Source organism: Pedobacter sp. L105 (genome assembly GCF_009765875.1).
GTDB lineage: Bacteria > Bacteroidota > Bacteroidia > Sphingobacteriales > Sphingobacteriaceae > Pedobacter.
This window is the reverse complement of sequence record NZ_LMUP01000001.1, coordinates 141,883-159,983: the sequence shown is the minus strand read 5'-3', so window position 1 is coordinate 159,983 and position 18,101 is coordinate 141,883. Positions and strand designations below refer to the sequence as shown.

Below are 18,101 nucleotides of genomic sequence, written 5' to 3'. Positions count from 1 at the left end.
AGACACGGAAACAACAATAGTGTTTCACTCTAAGTTATACCTTAGCGGAAATTCATTATAGTATTTTACATGTCCGCAAAAACAATAAACAACATTTATATACTTGGTCTTGGAGCTTTGGGAGGCATGTACGCTTCAAAGCTCCAGGAAGTTAATCCCGATAACGTAAAGATCATTGCTGATACCAAACGGATTGAAGCCTACGGCAAAACTGAATTAATTATCAATAGCAAAAAACATAATTTCCAATATGTAAGTCCGGGAAGCCAGGTCCCTTATGCCGACCTGATCATTGTTACCGTGAAATACACTGTCCTTCAACAGGCTATTCAGGATTTACAATCTTTTGTAGGGCCTGATACGATAATTATTTCCCTTTTAAATGGTATTGGCAGTGAAGAATTAATTGGTAAAACTATTGGCATGGAACACCTGATCCATGCTTATGCCGTAGGCATGGATGCCGTTCGTGAAGGCACCATCCTTACTTATGCAAATATGGGACGGATCGTATTCGGAGAAAAAACCAACGGCGCATCCTCTGTAAATGTAACCGCATTAAAAGAACTGTTTGACCGTACCGGTATACCCTATATGAATCCTGCTAATATAGAGCGCGCAATGTGGAGCAAATTCATGCTTAACGTGGGGATTAACCAGGCATCTGCCATTCTCCGCAGTTCTTATCAGGCATTTCAAAGTCCATCCCCCGCAAGAGAACTGCTGGTTATGGCTGCACGGGAAGTTGTACAAATCTCACAGCAATGCGGAATCGACTTAACAGAGAATGACATTAACGACTGCCTTAAAATAGTCGAAACCCTCTCCCCAATTGGGAAAACATCAATGTTACAAGACATAGAAGCAGGACGAAAAACAGAAGTAGATACCTTTGCAGGTACTGTGATAGAAATGGGTAAAACATACTGCATTCCCACTCCTGTTAACGAAACTTTTTACCGTATCATTCGGTTCATGGAAGACAGCAATTCATGATCCTAAGCAGGAGCAGCCGGGAAATTACTGCCCAAACGCCTTTTGATCAGTTTGTTTAATGGTCTTTCTACATAGAAAAAAGATAAAATACTGAATACCATAGTGGTTAAAAATGAGGATAAAATAAATAACAGGATATGATGTTGAATTCCATCTTCACCTATAATCAGTTTGAGATAACCGAGCGTGAGCGCATGGATCATGTAAAATGAAAAACTAATTTCGCCCAATAAAACAAAAATCCTATTTGACAATATCCTGGATATCCATCCTTTATTCAAAGAAAAAACCACAATTACGTTTAACATCGGTAACCAGTAATAAACAGAATACCGGTACAACTGATCAATTTGGTTGTGATTGATATAAAATAATATGAATAGCAGGATTGAAGAAATCTCAATCAGGGTTGCCTTCAGGCCCGACCATTTTTGATCCTTTAGTTTGGTATATAAACCGAAGAGCAGCATACCCCATATAAAATCTATCAAACGAAAAAAAGGACTGATATAGATCAATGAGTAATAAAGATCTTTAGGACAGAGAATCAGAACTACACCCAATAACATAACGTATGGAATAATCAGCTTTTTTTGCCTGGAAATATAAAATATACTGACCAGGAACGGGAAGAGCAAATAAAAAAACATTTCATCCGAGATACTCCATGCAACCCCGTTAAAATCAAAATAAAAAACCCGGTAAGGCATATAAGATTGCAGCATAAAAAGATGTGCTATAGAAACGGCAATAATAGTAGAGGTTTTCGCCTTCAGTAAAAAGCCAAGCGACAAGGGTATAGATAATGGAAAAGTAATCAAATGTAAGGGGTAAACCCTGGCAACTCTGGCTATCCAGAAATCTTTCTTTGTGATTTCTTTCCTAACAAATTTCTCTTTATAGCTATAGGCCAGAACGAATCCGCTCAGTATAAAAAAGAAACTTACCCCTAAATAACCTTCATAAAGATATCGCTCATAAAAAGAGCGATATGCTTTATCAGTATGCAAATAACTCCCCGTATGACTAAAAAAAACAAATAACGCAAAGACAAATCTTAATGAAGTAAGTGGCTTGATCATGTTTTTCATCTATGGAGGCTTTATTTAGATACAGACTAGAATTTACCTAAAAATACACTCACTAATAAGCCGATATTAATTTATTTTCATCAATATTTGCACAAAAGCTATCAAATTTTTTGAACCTATTGCCAAACGGGAATTTTCACAAAACTGTCATTCGACCATTCTATCTTTAAGGGGATCTTTGCATCGCTGATTGTTTCTTCGCTCACTCTTTTACCCGTACCATAGTTGATCTGAGCAAAATCGTTTTTATTAATATTTAACACCACCATCAGCCGGCTGCCTTTACTTAGCTGCCGGCTAACCAGACGGCTTCTGGAAAAAGGAATGGTTTCAGGAATACCAGGATGCAGCAGTTGCCTTATGCTCATATCCCTGGCATAACTGGCACGGCCCAGGAAATAGCTCAGCTCAAAATATTCGCCATCAGGCATAACCTCATATAATACAACACCTATATCCATATCCTTTTTATTGATCGTTGCTTTAAGCTCACCTTCAAATAAACCATTTACTGAAACAGGATGATCAAATGGTTTACTGATAAAAAAGAGACCATTACTTCGGTCCAGTTCTTTCCTGATGATCGGCTCAGGATAATAATCATTGTTAAAAGTCTTTCTGTCGGCAAGATCTACAGTCTGCTCTATTCTTCCTTTTTTTACAGGCTTGGATGCAGATAGTAAAAAATCCTTTCCCATTTTTTTATCGGTCAGGTATAATTTTAACGTCTGGTTGCTCATCTTTTCCAGCGAAGGCGAATGTTTCCATTTATTGGCACCCATCACTTCGTAATTAACTTTATCTTTTAAGATATCAGGTTTCTTCCCCCCTTTTAAGATATAATCCAGCCATTTAAAAGTAATTTCACGGGTATGAATAATAGCTACTGAATCTACCTTGTAACCTCGTAATTCAGCGCTACCTCCTCTTTGTGCTCCAAAATGATCATAAGGGCCAATAATAAGATAGTGTTCTGCTTTTGGGTTATACTTTAAATGCTCTTTAAAATAATGCATAGCAGATATCTGCCCATCATCATAATAACCGGTAATGGTTAAAACCGGGATATTAATACGCGCATATTCCTTTTGATAGGGTACCATATCCTGCCAGTATCGATCATAATCCGGATGCTGCAGCCAGCGCTGTAATAATGGATTGGGTTTTCCATCGATACTATCAATCCTGTTGTAAGCTGCCCCGCTTTCATACCAGCGGTTACGCATCGTTTCCCATCGCCGGGTGTCGTTGTTCACTACATCATCCACATATTTATTATCGGTCACATAAAAAGCCCACTGGTAATTGGCATTTAAAAAGATATTGTTTTCCATTGGCAAACCAAGACCGGGTATCGCGGCTACATAAGGTACTATGGTTTTTAATGCCGGGTGCAGGCGTTTGGTTGCCGCCCATTGCGCAAAACCAGAATAACTGCCGCCATACATGCCCACCTTACCATTACTCCATGGCTGCCTAATAATCCAGTCTATCACTGCATTAACGTCTGTAGTTTCATGTTCATAAGGCAGTACAGCATCAGGACTCAGGCGTTTGCCCCTCGTATCTGCAACAACGCTTACATAACCATGCTCCACCGCATATTTCGCTTCTGTGAGGCTCCTTTCCAAATTGGAATAAATAAAAAATAAAAGTGCCACAGGCTGCGGTGTAAGTATTCCTTTTTTACGCATCACTACAGCTGACAGCGTTGCCCCGTCTGAGGTTTTTATCAGCACGCTGTCCTGAATAATATATTGGCTATTGCCCTCTTCTTTCATTAGAGGCTTGATTGATACTTGTTGTGCGACTGCAGCACAAGATAAAATGAGGCATAGGAATGCCATACAGAGTTTTCTGTTCATAATTTATTGCCTTTAGATACTATTTATTGCTGGATTAATTTCCTGAACCTTGCCGACTGGCGGTCTGATACATCCAGCAGATCGCCAGTTAACAGGCTTATTTTTAATCTGCTGCCATTGACGGTTTTTATCTGATCAACATATTCAAGGTTGATGATCTGCGTTCTGTTGATCCTGAAAAAAGTGTTTTCATCCAATTTCTTTTCCAGCTGATTCAGTGATGTTTTGATGAATATTTTTTTATGATCTATAAATAGCCTTGCATAATTGTCCATCGATTCAATCAGGTGAATCTTTTTCCAGGTAATAAAATGATAATGGAGGCCATCTTTTACAAAGATCCGGGGATCAGTTATCGTATCGGGCAACTGTACCTTTAACTGCTCTATTGCCTTCATGAAACGCTCTTCCCGTATAGGTTTCATCAAGTAATCCAGTGCATTAAATTCAAATGCCTTTACCGCATACTGATCAAAAGCCGTAGTAAAAATAACCTGGGGAACTTTTTCGAGGGATTCCAAAAGTTCAAAACCGGAGGTTACAGGCATCTGTATATCAAGAAACAAGAGATCTGGCTGTCTCAATTCAATCAGCACTTTTGCTTCATCTGCATTTTTTGCTTCTCCAATCAGCTCAAAGTCGGGATAATTAACTAACATTCTTTTAATTTCCTCCCGTGCATTACGCTCATCATCAATGATCAATGTTTTTATCCTTTTCATTGTATCGGAATCAATATAGTTGCCAAAACGGTAGTTCCTGACTGATTAACAATTTCAAAATTAGCCTTTCCTGTAAACTGGATTTCCAGTCTTTCTTTTAGATTTTTTAGCCCCAGGCCCTGCCCTAACATCATAGCAGATAATTGCCCGGGATTCTGCACTGTTATTCGTATATGATCAGCCGATTGCGTTAATTCTACAGCAATCAGTCCACCTTCTTTCTGCTGATCGATACCATGTTTAATTGCATTTTCAACCAGTGTTTGAATGCTTAGCCGCAGGATCATTAACCCTTTAATTGTTTGGTTAGCTTCAATCCTATACTGTAAACGCTCTTCCAGACGTAGTTTTTCCAGTTCAAGATAATCTTCTACCAGATCGAGTTCTTCTTTTACAGTAGCGAGCAAATCCTTTCTGCCATACAGCGAGGTGCGTAAGAGTTCCGATAGCAGGTCTATTGCCCTTCTGGAAGATACGGGATTTTCAATCACCAGCGCTTTGATATTGTTTAGCGAGTTGAAAAGGAAATGAGGATTAAGCTGTGCAGAAAGATTGCTTAGCTGGGCATCTTTAGTTAAGATAACGAGCTGCGCATTTTCTTTGGTTAGCCTGATCTCCCGCCGGGCATATTGGTACAAGTGATAGGCCAGCAACCAAATAGACATCAGCCTTATTCCCGCAATAAAAATCTCCATGATCAACATTCTATAGATCATTGAAAAAGGTACATGGAAACCATTTAATAAATAAGAGCGGAAAAAGTAAATTTTAGCTATAGTAACTGCCGTATAACTTAATCCCAAGATAAAAACTGAAGGAATAATCCTTTTTAGCAGTTCATTCAGATTTAACTGCTGCCAGTTATGCCGTAAAGCAAAATTCCGGTACAGATGTGTCAGCAGCATATAAAGTGCCACGTCAGATACAAACTGCAATATTCCTATCCTAAAATTAAATCCTCCCTGAGCATAACCAGCAAAACCCCAATATAGAGAGGCTATAGACCATCCTATGAGCTGGCATTTCCAGTAAAGCGAGAGGGATGGTTTCTTTTTCATTTTAAATCCAGCTATTTGACAGATCAAAGCAACACAATCTATCTCAAAGCTAAAAGATAAAATACAGGAACGGGTGGTTTTGGGGATAAGCGTAACGGGATAACGATGCACATTGCATAATCGGGCAGACCGCCTTTCAGTAAAAAGACCGGATCAACTCCGCCCTGTCTTTTATGAGTTAGTTTCCTCTTCGTTTGGTAATCCATATTTATCGACAAGTTCTCTCATCTTATCTGCTTTATGCACAAAATACGGATCGTCAATATAGTTCTTAAAATAAGGAACAATAATTGCCTTTCCGGGGCCTATAATAGTCCCGGCTCTTTTAAATTCGGACATAATTTCTCCTTTCCAAGCTATTATTTATTTTTCTTTTCACCTGGCAATCCGTATTTAGCGATGATTTCTCTTGCCTCATTTGCCTTTTTCACAAAGTAAGGATCATCGGCATAACTCTTAATATACGGAACAACAGTTACCGGGTTATGACCGATCTTTGTAGAAGTTTTTTTTATTACAGACATAATTTCTCCTTTCTTATTCTTATTATCAAATTTAACTATTTATTTAGGTTCTATCAAGAAGGCATCGTAGTTAACATTTTTTTGTAAATTTACTCCAGTTCCTGTTCCTAAATCCATAGAGCTTAAAATCTCTCTTAATCTCATCTATCATAGATGAGATGTATATCTGGTAAAGCCTCGTTTTTACAGGTGAGTTTCCTTTAGCAAAAAGAAAGTCAATAGGATGACGATTGATAAAATCATTAATTGTATCGGCTACTGTTGCCAAAACAATACTCCTATCATTATTATTACTAATTGCCTCGTCATCAATTTTGCCCGTGATGTTATCTTCATCTCCAAACCCTAAGTTATATATCACAGGATTATTCCCGATCTTCGTATATCGAATTACCTTTTTTATTCTCCCTTTTGGTCCCTCATTAAAAAACTCATAGGTATAAAAATTATTATCGGAAAAACAAGAGTAATGTTCTAAGTTCATCTTAGACTACAGTTAGTGTTATCGTTTTCATCGATCACCAAAGTACAATTATTTCTTTTTAATTTACTTAAAATACAATAAAATAATTAATATTTAATTAATATATAATTTTTAACTATTTAACAGAATTATGAATTTATCTTGCAAAGATTCAATAGATGGCATTACAATGGGCAATTTATTCACATGACTTATCTGTAAGCGAAGGAATCGACAAATTTTCAGTTTTCATGAATATAATAGGTTTATTAAAGCCGTTATTCCAACAGACGGTACTTTAGAATTAAACAGAGACACGTCAACCTGGTAAATCCAAAGTTTAAGTTTGGGTTTACCAGGTTAACGTGTCTTTAAATCACTTATAAGAATATTCTATTCTTTACGAATTAAAAATTTAGGCTCAATAAACGATCCGCATTTCCATGTGCAATTTTTTCAACCTGATCTTCCTGCAAAGGAATACTGTCAAGAAACGCCTTCCCCTCTTCATTCGTGCTAAAAGGATAATCAACTGAAAACATGATATTGTCAATGCCAAAAGTATCTATAGCAGCGTTTAAAGGGGGTAAAGTAAATATACCGCTGGTGGTAATAAATACCTGTTGTTTCAAGGTTTCACTAATATAACGTTCGTTAACTCCTGTCTGGGCTACCTTAAATTTATCATCAAGCCTTCCAATCATCATGGGCAGCATCTCTCCCATATGGCCAATGATCACTTTTAATTTAGGATAGCGGTCTAAAGTACCCGAAACGATCAAACGCAGTAAATGAACTGCGGTTTCTGAGTGCCAACCCCAGCCGGCTATCGATAACAGCTGACCAGCATGTTTTGGCAAACCCTCATAATAGGCTTCTACAACGGCTTTAGGCGGTAAACCCGGATGTAAATAAATGGGAACACCCAAACGCTCTGCACGCTGTAAGACTGGCGCAAATTTTGGATGGTCCAGAAACTCTCCATCAGTCATTCCATTAATTAAAGCACCCTGGAATTGATAAGCATTCACCGTTCTTTCCAGTTCATCAGCTGCAGCCTCGGGCGCGGTCATAGGTAAATGTGCAAAAGCGGTAAAACGGTTCGGATGGACAGCTATCCTTTCGGCAATTGTATCGTTATACTGTTTTGCAAAAGCTGGTCCCTCCTCTTTACTGAGCAGATCTGCACCCGGTCCGGCTACAGAAAGTACCTGTACAGTAATCCCGCTGGCATCCATGGAGCTTAGGCGCTCCCCGGTGATATCTGCCAGTTTAGGCGCCACCACTTTAATCATGGGCGACTGATCAATGGTGTGAACAGCCATAGCTTCCTTTGGGATTAAAGCGGTCAGTTCAGGAAATGTTAAATGTTCTTCTAAAGTTACAATACGCATAGGTGATGGATTATGTTAAAATAACGGGTAATTCATTAAAAAAATATAGGTCAGGAAGGCAGAAAGCAATTTTCGATCCGTTTAAAACCATCTTAATCTTATATATAGAAATCCTCACTTAACCATCCCTGATTTTACCGCTTAAAAGATAAATTGAAAAATAAACTGATATGACCTGGTTCGGCCTGCAAGGTAATATCAGTTGCCGTAAAAGGCTTGTAAAAGGTCATCTGGGGTCGGGTTGGTAAGGGGTTGGTAAGAGGCTGTTAAGGATAAATGACCAGATGCCCTTACCAACCCCTTACCAACTGTACCATAGACTCTTAACAGTGGATGTTTTGCTGTAATTTTTCCATAACTTTTCACTTGCTTTTCACCGAATCAGTTGTTAACTTGTATTAAATTAATTTTTAACTTAACAAAAATAGTATGAGAAAGAAAAAAAAGAGTCCTTTTGGTGATTTTATTGGAAGGATAGGAAACATGGTATGTTATCCGTTAAACGGGCAGATTGTTTGCCGAACAATAGGAATAGTTACGCATTGGAGCGAGGAGCAGCAGGCAGTACAAATGAGGACAGAATTAATCTCCCCCATTTTAATAGCCACAAAAAAGTACATTGATGCGGGCTTTAAAACAACTCCGAGACTGCAAACCTGGAGCATTAATAATAAAGCTACCTCCGAAAACAACCCCAGTGCGATTATAGGCAGCTTCCCGGATCTGAAAGTGGACTATTCAAAACTCTTGTTTTCTATGGGCAACCTTCCTGTACCGAAAAACCCACAGGTTCAATTGGTAAACAATGTACTCACCTTTAGCTGGGAGGCCGATCTGGAAAACGAAAATGCAAATGACACCGATCAGATTATGCTATTGGCTTACTTTCCGGAAAAACTTAAAACCCTGACGGTACTTAGCGGAAACCAAAGACCACTAGAGCAGCACAAAATCAATTTACCTACATGGACAGAAGAAACAATCATAGAAACCTATCTATCATTTGTTTCAGATGACAGAAATAGTATTTCTAACAGTATCTACGTAGGACAAATTATGTGGAACAAAAATTCAGCAGGTTATGGCAACATTTGATCCCGGGCCGTTAGGTGGCTTCTCCGGATCGGTTGGACTGATAGTGGGGACTAAAACAGGTGGTAAAAATGTAATAAGAAGCAAGCCTGGAAAACGTAAAAAATCGACACTGAAAATTACGCCGCAAAATTTCAGATTGCCGTTAATAACAGACTTTTTATCCCGCTTTACAGATATGATCAACACAGGATTTAAAAATCAGAAAAGCAAACTTTCCGCATTTAACCAGGCGGTAAAGCATAACCTAAAACATGCAGTTACGGGAGAGTCTCCAGATTTTGAAATTAATTATCGCAAAATTATTATTAGCAAAGGCAAACTGGAACCCGTCTGGTCTGGCACCCTCACCATGAAAGAAGGAGGCATGATCGAAATCAGCTGGGAAATACCCGAAACAGTTTCAATTAAATTGGTAGCCAAAGACACTTCTTATGTTGTGATCTATAACAGCACCAAAGAAAAGACCATATGCTGGCCTGTAGGTATAACAAGAGATCAGTTAAAGCAGATCATTAATACGGGACTTCATCATAAAGAAGGAGATATCATGCATGCATGGTTATTTTTTGTCTCTCCTGATGGAAAAAGCTCTTCTAACAGCGAGTATCTGGGTCTTGGCTCAGTATTAAAGTAATTGAATGCGCTGGCGAAAGATTGCATTAAACGATCAATTTCATACTTTTGACTAAACGTTTTAGATTTATGAAATTAGTATTTAAGCAAGCTTCCGCTGCCGATATTGATCTGGCTTTATCCCTTCTTCAATATGCCGCAAAAAAAATCCGTGATAAGGGTCTAACTCAATGGAACATTTGGTTAGACCCTACGGAAAAACAAATTCAATGGGTAAAAGATGGATTTGAACACGATGAATTTCAAATCGTTTATGATGAAGAAGGCAGAACGGCAGGTATGTTCAGGCTATCAGATAAAGATATCTTATACTGGGGCGAACAAACCGAGCAGGCTGCTTATATACATTCATTAGTAGTAACTAAAGAATTTTCCGGCCAGGATTTAGGAAAAAAGATCATTCTCCAGGTAGAGGATAACCTGCTGAAAAGCGGTATCAACTTATTAAGGCTGGATTGCAATGCAGACAACAGATGGTTATGTTCTTATTATGAACAACAGGGATTTATCAAAACAGGTCAGAAACAGATGCCACATGCACTAAATAACCTTTATGAGAAAAAACTGTAATCATCATCTACCTATTCTTTATTAATTTACAACCCACCCAGGTGCTTAGGAAGCGGAATATCATGGCTTACCTCATCTGCTATGGGTGCCATATTTTTTATTTGTATGGGAATAATGCCAGACCAGATAGGTAATACCTTATCTTCTGGCCCATCATTAGGCATTCCCGTGCGCACCTTTGCCGATGCTTCTTCTATCTTAAAAGCCAGCACAGTAGTTTTTTTAATTTCACTCAAGGTAACGGGACGAAGATAATCCCAGCTTTCAGGCACAATCTTATTGGTAAGCCATTCAAATGCTTTCATCTTTTCTTCCTGCCCCTCAATCTTTTCAGCTGTAGCAAACAACACTACAGAACGGTAGTTAACAGAATGGGAAAATGCCGATTTGGCAATAACCAGGGCATCGATCAGCATTACAGTGATACAAACAGGAATACCTTTTTCCAGTTCACGGATAAAATGACTGCCCACCGATCCATGGATATACAGCTTGTTTTCATAACGGACAAAGGAAGTAGGAATAGAAAAAGGCTTGTTGTCTGCTACAAAACTAACAGTGCAAACAATAGCTTCATCCAGGATTGGATAAATAGTTTCAGCATCCAAATGTGCACGTTGAGCAGCACGACTTGGAATCAATGGCGAAGATGTTTTCATAGCATTTCTTTTTTACAAATTTGTATCTTTATTGGATCACTATAATCATCCAATTTATATAAAACCAGTAGTCCAATATAAATGCAGCTATTAGCCTCTTTACTTTCTATCGATAAATCTGACAGTGAGCCAGTGTATTTACAAATGGCGGGTAAATTAATGGAACTGATTAAAAACGGAACTTTGCAGGCAGGTCATCAGCTGCCAAGCACAAGGAAGCTGGCAGAACACCTGAGCCTTCACCGAAAAACAGTGATCAGGGCTTATGATGAACTATTGGCACAAGGCTGGCTGGAAAGCCATTCCGGAAGTGGAACTTTTGTCGCTAAACACCTGCCCGAGATCAAAGCTCAGAATCTACTGAAGAACCCATCAAACGTGTCGAAAACTGCCGGTTTTACGATAGAAACGGCACCACACCTTAACCTGGAAGTGATCAAATTGAATGATGGTTTTCACCTTGATGATGGTTTCCCCGATGCACGGCTAGCCCCCTTAGCAGAATTAACCAGAGCTTACCGATCGCAACTGCTGACAGGAAATTCTTATGTGAAATTAGGTTATCATGATCCGCAGGGATCTTCCTGGTTAAGAGAAGAACTGGCCGCGTATCTGAGTGAAACGAGAGGACTAAAGATCACATCAGAGAACATCCTGATCACCCGTGGTACAGTCATGGGTTTATACCTTACCTGCACAGGATTGCTCAAAACCGGGGATCATGTAGTAACAGGGGAAACAAGCTGGAGAGGAGCAGACACAAATTTCGTCCAGGCAGGAGCCATCATCAGCCGTATTCCTGTAGATGAATATGGCATCCAAGTGGATGAACTGGAAAAAATTTGCCTCAAACAGGCTATAAGATTAGTCTATGTCACTTCTCATCATCATTACCCTACTACGGTAGCCCTTAGGGCAGATCGCCGCATTCATCTGCTCCGGCTGGCTGAAAAATATGGCTTCATCATTTTCGAAGATGATTATGACTATGATTTTCATTATCAGAACAAACCTCTTTTACCATTGGCCAGTGCCGACCCTGCTGGCATGGTCTTGTACTGCGGCTCTTTCACCAAAACTATCTCACCGGCATTTAGGGTAGGCTATCTGGTAGCTTCAGCAAATGTAATACAGAACCTGACCAGATTACGTAGGATCATCGACCGACAGGGCGATATCATGCTTGAAAACGCTATCGCAGAACTACTGCAGAACGGGGTTATCCAGCGGCACCTGCGGAAATCTTTACGGGTATACCGTCAACGACGGGACGTATGCTGCAACTTGTTAAAAGATCAGCTGGGCAATAGCGTCGATTTTGAAATACCCGATGGCGGAATGGCCGTGTGGACAAGGTTTGATCCTAAAATCAACCTGCCCGACCTTGCCCAAAGGGCATTAAAAAAGGACCTTTATTTTTCTAATGGATTGCTGCATCAAAAGAGCGACAAATTATTGAACGCAACACGACTTGGTTTTGCCTCTTCCAGTACCAATGAACTGGAAAAGGCAATAGAAATACTTGCAAAGCTGATCAAAACAATTCCCTCTTCTTAAGCTTTAGGCGCGCGGCCAAAAGCTTCACGCAATTTATCTTTTGCTTCTTCCAGTACTTTCTTTTGATCGGCATCCAGGTTTTTCCCCGCCCTGTTCACATAAAAAGTAAGCATGGACATGGCAGAACGGAAAGGTGAGGATTTTTTCCTCGTACTTTTCTCTGCTGATTCTTTTAAAGATTCAGCAATCTTTTTGGGGTCTTTAGATTCAAAAACATTTTCTTTCAGATCCAGTGCATCACTATGCTCCGTAACCTCAGCAGACCACTTTTTTTTAGCAGTGCCCACTGATTTGCCTTTTAATGAATTTGTTGCCATATTTCTCGATTTTAAGGGGAAATTCAATCCACATTTCCCCTTAAACAATTGACAGCAAATACTGTTTCACCCGGATCAATAAATCATTGAGTCTTACTTAATTCCTCCAAAAGCCGCAAAACAGGCATTTTTATGTAAAACATCGGTATATCGGAAACCTGCTTTTTTCATCAGTTCCAGCTGATAAGTTACAGAGCGGGGCGAATCTTCAGCTTCAATATAAGTTAATACATGTTGCCGGTACTCCACTCCTCCCAACCCTTCCAGATAGTGTCCATACCGTTCTGTAAAAAGCTGGTCCAGTGCTTCTGGCTGATGACTGATCAAATCCGATATCCAGAAACTGCCCCCTGGTTTTAATGACCGGTATATTTTGTGAAATACTGTTTCCCAATCCTGATCCTCTCTTAAATGATGCAAAACGGCAGCAGCAAGCACAATATCATACTGGTTTTCCGGCAGGTCAGCCTGCAGAATATCCATTTGTATAGTTTCCACTTTCCCAGTAGTAACCGCAGAAACGCGTTCTTTTGCTTTTTCCAGCATTGGCAAACTCAAATCAATTAGCGTACAATTGAGGTTAGGCACTTTTTCCAGCATTTTCAACGTATAGTTCCCCGCGCCGCAGCCGATATCCAGCAGGTTAACGGCATCCGGTTTTACGCAAAAAGCCGCGCTGGTAGTCAGCTCCAAAGTCAATGGCGCATCAATAGTTGTTTGCTGTCCTGTATCCAAATTTGAAAAACGTTCAACATCTTTATCAAAACGCTGCCGTATTTCTTCTAACGTAGATTTTCTCCTGAGATCTTTCTTTTCCATAAATAACATATTTATTATTTCAAAGCTATAGATAATCATGATATTTGAAAAATACCAATTTTATCAATTATTGATAGCTGTAAAGTATCATGGAATTAAGACACTTGCTTTATTTTAAGACCGTAGCTGAGGAACTGCATTTTAGAAATGCAGCTTTAAAGCTTTTTATTTCACAACCACCATTAAGCAGACAGATCCGTGAACTGGAAGAGGAACTGGGGGCAAAGTTATTTGAACGCAACAATAAACGTGTATCCCTTACCCCTGCCGGGTTGTATTTCAAAAAGCGGGTAGATGAATTATTTTCCCATTTGAATGAAAGCAAACAGCTGGTCAGGCAGCTGCACGAAAACCTGAGTGGTGAATTGAGGATTGGCTATATCAGCTCTACCTATCATGTACATTTGATGGATACCCTCAAAGAAATGCGTGAGGTCTTTCCCTTTTTGTCGGTTAAACTTTTTGAAACCCCTACCGTAAAACAAGTAAAAGCGCTGGAAGAAGGAAAACTGGATATAGGCATTATGAGAGCGCCTATTAATTCAGAGAAACTGGAAATGATCACTTTATTTCATGATCCATTTCTACTGGTTATTCCCGATGGTGAAGATCCTTCGATTGAGTTGAAAGATTTGAGTAATTATCTGTCAAAACAACCATTTATCTTTTTTAACCGGGAATATGCACCTGTATATTATGAGAAACTAATTGAGATCTGCCAGCGGCTGGGATTTGTCCCTGAGATTACACATGAAGCAAATAATGTGCATTCTATTTTAAGACTGGTAGAAAATGGTGCGGGTGTTTCCATCTTACCACAAACTGTTAGAGATCACTTTCCGGATTTGAAATTGAAATATATCGACCTTGTCAGTATACCTGTGTCTACAGAAGTGATACTGGCACATCGATCGCAGCAGAATTTGGCGGCCGACTGGTTTATAGATCGCTATACAGCATTTTTCAGAAAGCCCAATGATCAGCCAGCTATTTAATCATATGTCGATTTTAGTTCCAGCCGGTTAGTTTTTCAATATAAGGAATTAGCAGATCAGCCATATCCTGCTGTTCTTTTACATTTGGATGGCCCGGCCTGTTTTTGTAAGGGAAACAAAGGGTATGGATTTTATCGTCACCTATATTTTTAACGGCCTGCTCAATATATCCCATCCAGGGTGCCCCCAATGCCGTAGCGTCCATACTACCGAGTGCGCAAATAATTTCTGCTTTTGGATAGGCACTTCTGATCTTCACCACCATGTTCTGGTAAGCTTTGATAATAAAAGCAGGTTTTGGGGCGGCTGTTCCAAAACGGGCTTTAAACTGCTCATTGTCGGGAATTTTAACAATCCACGAGTCATTCTGGAAAAGATTGATCACCACTACATCAGGCGTATAATTTTTAAAATTCCATCTGCTATGTTCATCTGTGGCATCCAGCCGGTTATACATTTCCGGCATGATCAGCGGAAACCAGCTGACCATTACGCCGATTCCACTTTTGGCAATACAATAATATTCGGCATCAAAGTGTCTGGCTGTGATGGCTGCATAACTGATATAATTATTTTCATAAGGGGCGGTGCCACGGTCTTTACCAGAGCTGTCTTCCACTGCATATCCGCAAGTGATAGAGTTGCCAAAAAACTCTATTTTATGCTTTTTTTCTATAGGTGCAGGTAAAAGAACCGATCCCTGTGCCAGCTGAAATCCATAAAACCAGGTCTTCCCTTTGTCCCATTCTGTACGTTTAAACAATTGCAAATGATGTTCACCCGCAGAAAGTCCTGAAGCAAGATGATAAGATTTTTTCTCTTTCTCGAGATGAATGGTACCGGTTACCTGACCATCAACGATAACAGTATAAAAATTATCCCCTCTTTCATCTCTTAACAGGGCTTTAACCCCTGTACCCTTAAAATTGATAGTTAAGTTTGTTCCCGGCCACGATAACTGGGCAGTATTGTCCTGTTTATCAACACGTCCCATATAGTGAATGTGGCTATCCTTACTCTTAATGAAAATGTCCTGTCCCTGGCATTGGCCGGTTATGAAAAGTGTAAAGAAAAAACTAAGGCAGATGATGATTCTCATTTCAATTGATTGGATGATCTAAATATACATAAACACCCAATAGCTGGTAGTTAGGTTTTCAGAAATTAATGATAAATTGATAACAGTTATTTAACACCAATAAATGGTTTAGACCTTAGCTTAGCACTACCTATTCCAATCCAGATGAAATATTGTTTTAAGACCAGTACACTGCTGCTCCTGCTTTTATTAGCCAGCTCAATCGTTAATGCACAAAATAAAACGAAAAAAGCACTATTTATTATCGCCGATGGTATACCTGCCGATGTATTGGAAAAATTAAATACGCCAAATATCAATATAATCATTAAACAGGGTACTTATTTGAGGGCGCATGTTGGCGGAGATGAAGATACCTATACACAAACTCCAACCATTTCTGCTGTTGGTTACAATAGCCTGTTAACCGGTACATGGGTAAACAAACACAACGTCTGGGACAATGATATAAAAGACCCAAATTATAACTATCCAACACTATTCAGATTATTTAAAGATCAGTATCCTGATAAAAAGATAGCTGTCTATTCCAGCTGGCTGGACAACCGTACCAAACTGGTAGGTGATGGCTTAGCCGCAACAAATAAACTGCATGTTGATGAGCATGCTGATGGTTACGAGCTGGATACTATTAATTTTAAACATGATAAACAGCGCGATTTCATGCATCGCATCGATGAAAAAGTTGCAGATGAAGCTGCTGCAGGGATCAGAAAAAATGCTCCGGATCTGTCGTGGGTTTATCTGGAGTATACAGACGATATGGGACATATGCATGGAGATAGCCCTGAATACTATAAAGCTATAGAAATGATGGACGGGCAGGTAGGTAAAATATGGGCCGCTATCCAATATCGTCAACAGCATTTTAATGAAGAGTGGCTGATATTTATCACAACCGATCATGGCAGGAATGAACAAACAGGACGTAACCACGGCGGCCAGTCAGTTAGGCAGCGTTCAACATGGATGGTAACCAATGCCGCTAAACTAAATACTTATGAACAGTATTATTATCCGGGTATTGTTGATATTATGCCTACAATCGCACATTTCATGCATATTGACATCCCTGTGAACCGGCAAAGGGAGATTGATGGTATTTCTATGATGGGCCCGTTATCTGTAGCCGAACCTCATGCAAACTATGTTCAGGGCATGATTGATGTAAGCTGGAAAGCTATGGATAAAGAAGGAAGAGTAAAAATTTATGTGGCCTCCACCAATATGATAAAAGAAGGAAAACCTGATCATTATCAATTACTGGCAGAAGTACCCGCAGGTGCAGAACATGCACTGGTTTCAGTGAAAGATATGCCTTCTGCTTTTTACAAAGTAAGTATTGAAGGCAAATACAATATGGTAAACAAGTGGGTTAAACCGGAAGAAAAAACAAAACCATAGATGCGTTTATTTTCAGTTTCTGCCTTTGTACTGTTTCCGGTAACCGCAGCACTTATTTTGGTATTCGGGAGCAGTTATAAACCTAATCCAGCACCTGCATTAAAGCATAAATTCATTATTATCGCGCATCGTGGAGATCATGTTATCTACCCGGAGAATACCTTAAAAGCTTACCAGGAGGCTATCGATCATGATGCTGATTATGTTGAAATAGATCTTCGTACCACCAAAGACGGTCAGTTGATCAGTATGCACAATTCAACTGTAAACCGGATGACCAACGGTGATGGCGCTATTAAAGATCTTACTTTTGAACAGCTTGAAAAACTCTCTGTTAAAAGCCGGGATAGCCTTGACCATACCACTTATCGTATCCCTTCTTTTGAACAGATCCTAAAACTTTGTAAAAACCGCATTCACATTTATCTTGATTTTAAGGAAGCAGATCCACTGGCAGCTTATAAAATGATAGAAAAATATGGAATGCAAAAACAAGTGCTGGTATACATCAATAGCCCGGAACAATATACTGGCTGGCGAAAAGTTGCTCCGGCGATGCCGCTGATGTTAAGTTTACCTGATGAAGTTCATAATTTAGATGGAATGAAGGACTTCCTCACACATTATCATCCTGATATACTGGATGGTTCATATCAACAGTACAACCCGGAAATGGTAATCTTTGCCGAAAGGAATCACCTGCCGGTTTGGCCGGATATCCAAAGTGAGGGTGAAGGCCCTGCCGACTGGAATAAAGCATTGGCCACCGGCTTAAAAGGCCTGCAGACAGATCATCCTGCAGCACTTATAAAATTTCTAAAGGAAAAGGCACTAAGATAA

At 39.5% G+C, this 18,101-nt stretch carries 19 protein-coding genes; 8 read left to right on the top strand and 11 right to left on the bottom strand.

The window, feature by feature from the left end; all coding sequences use genetic code 11:
* Positions 1-69: 69 nt before the first annotated feature.
* On the top strand, positions 70-996 hold the full coding sequence (locus GSQ84_RS00785) for a ketopantoate reductase family protein (RefSeq protein ID WP_158795340.1): 927 nt from the start codon (positions 70-72) through the stop codon (positions 994-996).
* A gap of 2 nt (positions 997-998) precedes the next feature.
* On the opposite strand, the gene GSQ84_RS00780 is transcribed toward GSQ84_RS00785, so the two are convergent.
* The 7 genes from GSQ84_RS00780 to GSQ84_RS00755 form a co-directional block, all read right to left on the bottom strand.
* Complete coding sequence (locus GSQ84_RS00780; RefSeq protein WP_158795339.1) at positions 999-2,087, bottom strand: acyltransferase; 1,089 nt, start codon at positions 2,085-2,087, stop codon at positions 999-1,001.
* Positions 2,088-2,203: 116 nt separating this feature from the next.
* On the bottom strand, positions 2,204-3,868 hold the full coding sequence (locus GSQ84_RS00775) for a CocE/NonD family hydrolase (protein ID WP_216848839.1): 1,665 nt from the start codon (positions 3,866-3,868) through the stop codon (positions 2,204-2,206).
* A gap of 107 nt (positions 3,869-3,975) precedes the next feature.
* Positions 3,976-4,674, bottom strand: a complete 699-nt coding sequence (locus GSQ84_RS00770; protein WP_216848838.1) for a LytTR family DNA-binding domain-containing protein — start codon at positions 4,672-4,674, stop codon at positions 3,976-3,978.
* A complete protein-coding gene (locus GSQ84_RS00765) occupies positions 4,671-5,732 on the bottom strand; it encodes a sensor histidine kinase (RefSeq protein ID WP_158795337.1) in 1,062 nt (353 codons plus the stop codon). The genes GSQ84_RS00770 and GSQ84_RS00765 overlap by 4 nt, the downstream gene beginning before the upstream one ends.
* A gap of 359 nt (positions 5,733-6,091) precedes the next feature.
* Positions 6,092-6,256, bottom strand: coding sequence for a hypothetical protein (locus GSQ84_RS27795; protein ID WP_174238620.1), 165 nt, complete (start codon positions 6,254-6,256; stop codon positions 6,092-6,094).
* Positions 6,257-6,326: 70 nt separating this feature from the next.
* Entirely contained in the window at positions 6,327-6,740 is a 414-nt protein-coding gene (locus GSQ84_RS00760; protein ID WP_254070753.1) for a hypothetical protein, read from the bottom strand.
* 386 nt (positions 6,741-7,126) lie between these two features.
* Positions 7,127-8,113, bottom strand: coding sequence for an amidohydrolase family protein (locus GSQ84_RS00755; protein ID WP_158795336.1), 987 nt, complete (start codon positions 8,111-8,113; stop codon positions 7,127-7,129).
* A 429-nt stretch (positions 8,114-8,542) separates the two neighbouring features.
* On the opposite strand from GSQ84_RS00755, the gene GSQ84_RS00750 reads away from it, so the two are divergent.
* The 3 genes from GSQ84_RS00750 to GSQ84_RS00740 all read left to right on the top strand — a co-directional run bounded on the left by GSQ84_RS00750 (position 8,543) and on the right by GSQ84_RS00740 (position 10,411).
* Positions 8,543-9,208 (top strand): DUF6266 family protein, encoded by a 666-nt coding sequence (locus GSQ84_RS00750; protein WP_158795335.1) that lies wholly within the window; start codon positions 8,543-8,545, stop codon positions 9,206-9,208.
* Positions 9,195-9,842, top strand: coding sequence for a DUF6266 family protein (locus GSQ84_RS00745; protein ID WP_158795334.1), 648 nt, complete (start codon positions 9,195-9,197; stop codon positions 9,840-9,842). Before GSQ84_RS00750 ends, GSQ84_RS00745 begins: the two co-directional genes overlap by 14 nt.
* 68 nt (positions 9,843-9,910) lie before the next feature.
* On the top strand, positions 9,911-10,411 hold the full coding sequence (locus GSQ84_RS00740; RefSeq protein ID WP_158795333.1) for an N-acetyltransferase: 501 nt from the start codon (positions 9,911-9,913) through the stop codon (positions 10,409-10,411).
* Positions 10,412-10,437: 26 nt separating this feature from the next.
* Here the strand turns inward: GSQ84_RS00740 and GSQ84_RS00735 are convergent, their stop codons facing one another.
* Positions 10,438-11,070 carry a pyridoxamine 5'-phosphate oxidase family protein gene (locus GSQ84_RS00735; protein ID WP_158795332.1) on the bottom strand — a complete coding sequence of 211 codons (633 nt, stop codon included), beginning with the start codon at positions 11,068-11,070 and terminating at the stop codon, positions 10,438-10,440.
* Positions 11,071-11,151: 81 nt separating this feature from the next.
* Here GSQ84_RS00735 and GSQ84_RS00730 point away from each other — a divergent pair, with 81 nt between their 5' ends.
* Positions 11,152-12,627 carry a PLP-dependent aminotransferase family protein gene (locus GSQ84_RS00730; protein ID WP_158795331.1) on the top strand — a complete coding sequence of 492 codons (1,476 nt, stop codon included), beginning with the start codon at positions 11,152-11,154 and terminating at the stop codon, positions 12,625-12,627.
* Here the strand turns inward: GSQ84_RS00730 and GSQ84_RS00725 are convergent.
* Together GSQ84_RS00725 and GSQ84_RS00720 are read right to left on the bottom strand one after the other, a co-directional pair.
* On the bottom strand, positions 12,624-12,944 hold the full coding sequence (locus tag GSQ84_RS00725; protein ID WP_216848837.1) for a DUF3175 domain-containing protein: 321 nt from the start codon (positions 12,942-12,944) through the stop codon (positions 12,624-12,626). The two genes, GSQ84_RS00730 and GSQ84_RS00725, sit on opposite strands and share 4 nt — an antisense overlap.
* Before the next feature lie 93 nt (positions 12,945-13,037).
* Complete coding sequence (locus tag GSQ84_RS00720; RefSeq protein ID WP_158795330.1) at positions 13,038-13,763, bottom strand: class I SAM-dependent methyltransferase; 726 nt, start codon at positions 13,761-13,763, stop codon at positions 13,038-13,040.
* Positions 13,764-13,852: 89 nt separating this feature from the next.
* Here GSQ84_RS00720 and GSQ84_RS00715 point away from each other — a divergent pair, with 89 nt between their 5' ends.
* Positions 13,853-14,758, top strand: a complete 906-nt coding sequence (locus tag GSQ84_RS00715) for a LysR family transcriptional regulator (RefSeq protein WP_158795329.1) — start codon at positions 13,853-13,855, stop codon at positions 14,756-14,758.
* A 13-nt stretch (positions 14,759-14,771) separates the two neighbouring features.
* Here the strand turns inward: GSQ84_RS00715 and GSQ84_RS00710 are convergent, their stop codons facing one another.
* Positions 14,772-15,857 (bottom strand): SGNH/GDSL hydrolase family protein, encoded by a 1,086-nt coding sequence (locus GSQ84_RS00710; RefSeq protein ID WP_158795328.1) that lies wholly within the window; start codon positions 15,855-15,857, stop codon positions 14,772-14,774.
* Positions 15,858-16,001: 144 nt separating this feature from the next.
* Between GSQ84_RS00710 and GSQ84_RS00705 the strand changes: the two genes are divergently transcribed.
* Both GSQ84_RS00705 and GSQ84_RS00700 read left to right on the top strand, forming a co-directional pair.
* Positions 16,002-17,261, top strand: a complete 1,260-nt coding sequence (locus tag GSQ84_RS00705) for an alkaline phosphatase family protein (RefSeq protein ID WP_158795327.1) — start codon at positions 16,002-16,004, stop codon at positions 17,259-17,261.
* Positions 17,262-18,101 carry a glycerophosphodiester phosphodiesterase family protein gene (locus GSQ84_RS00700; protein ID WP_158795326.1) on the top strand — a complete coding sequence of 280 codons (840 nt, stop codon included), beginning with the start codon at positions 17,262-17,264 and terminating at the stop codon, positions 18,099-18,101.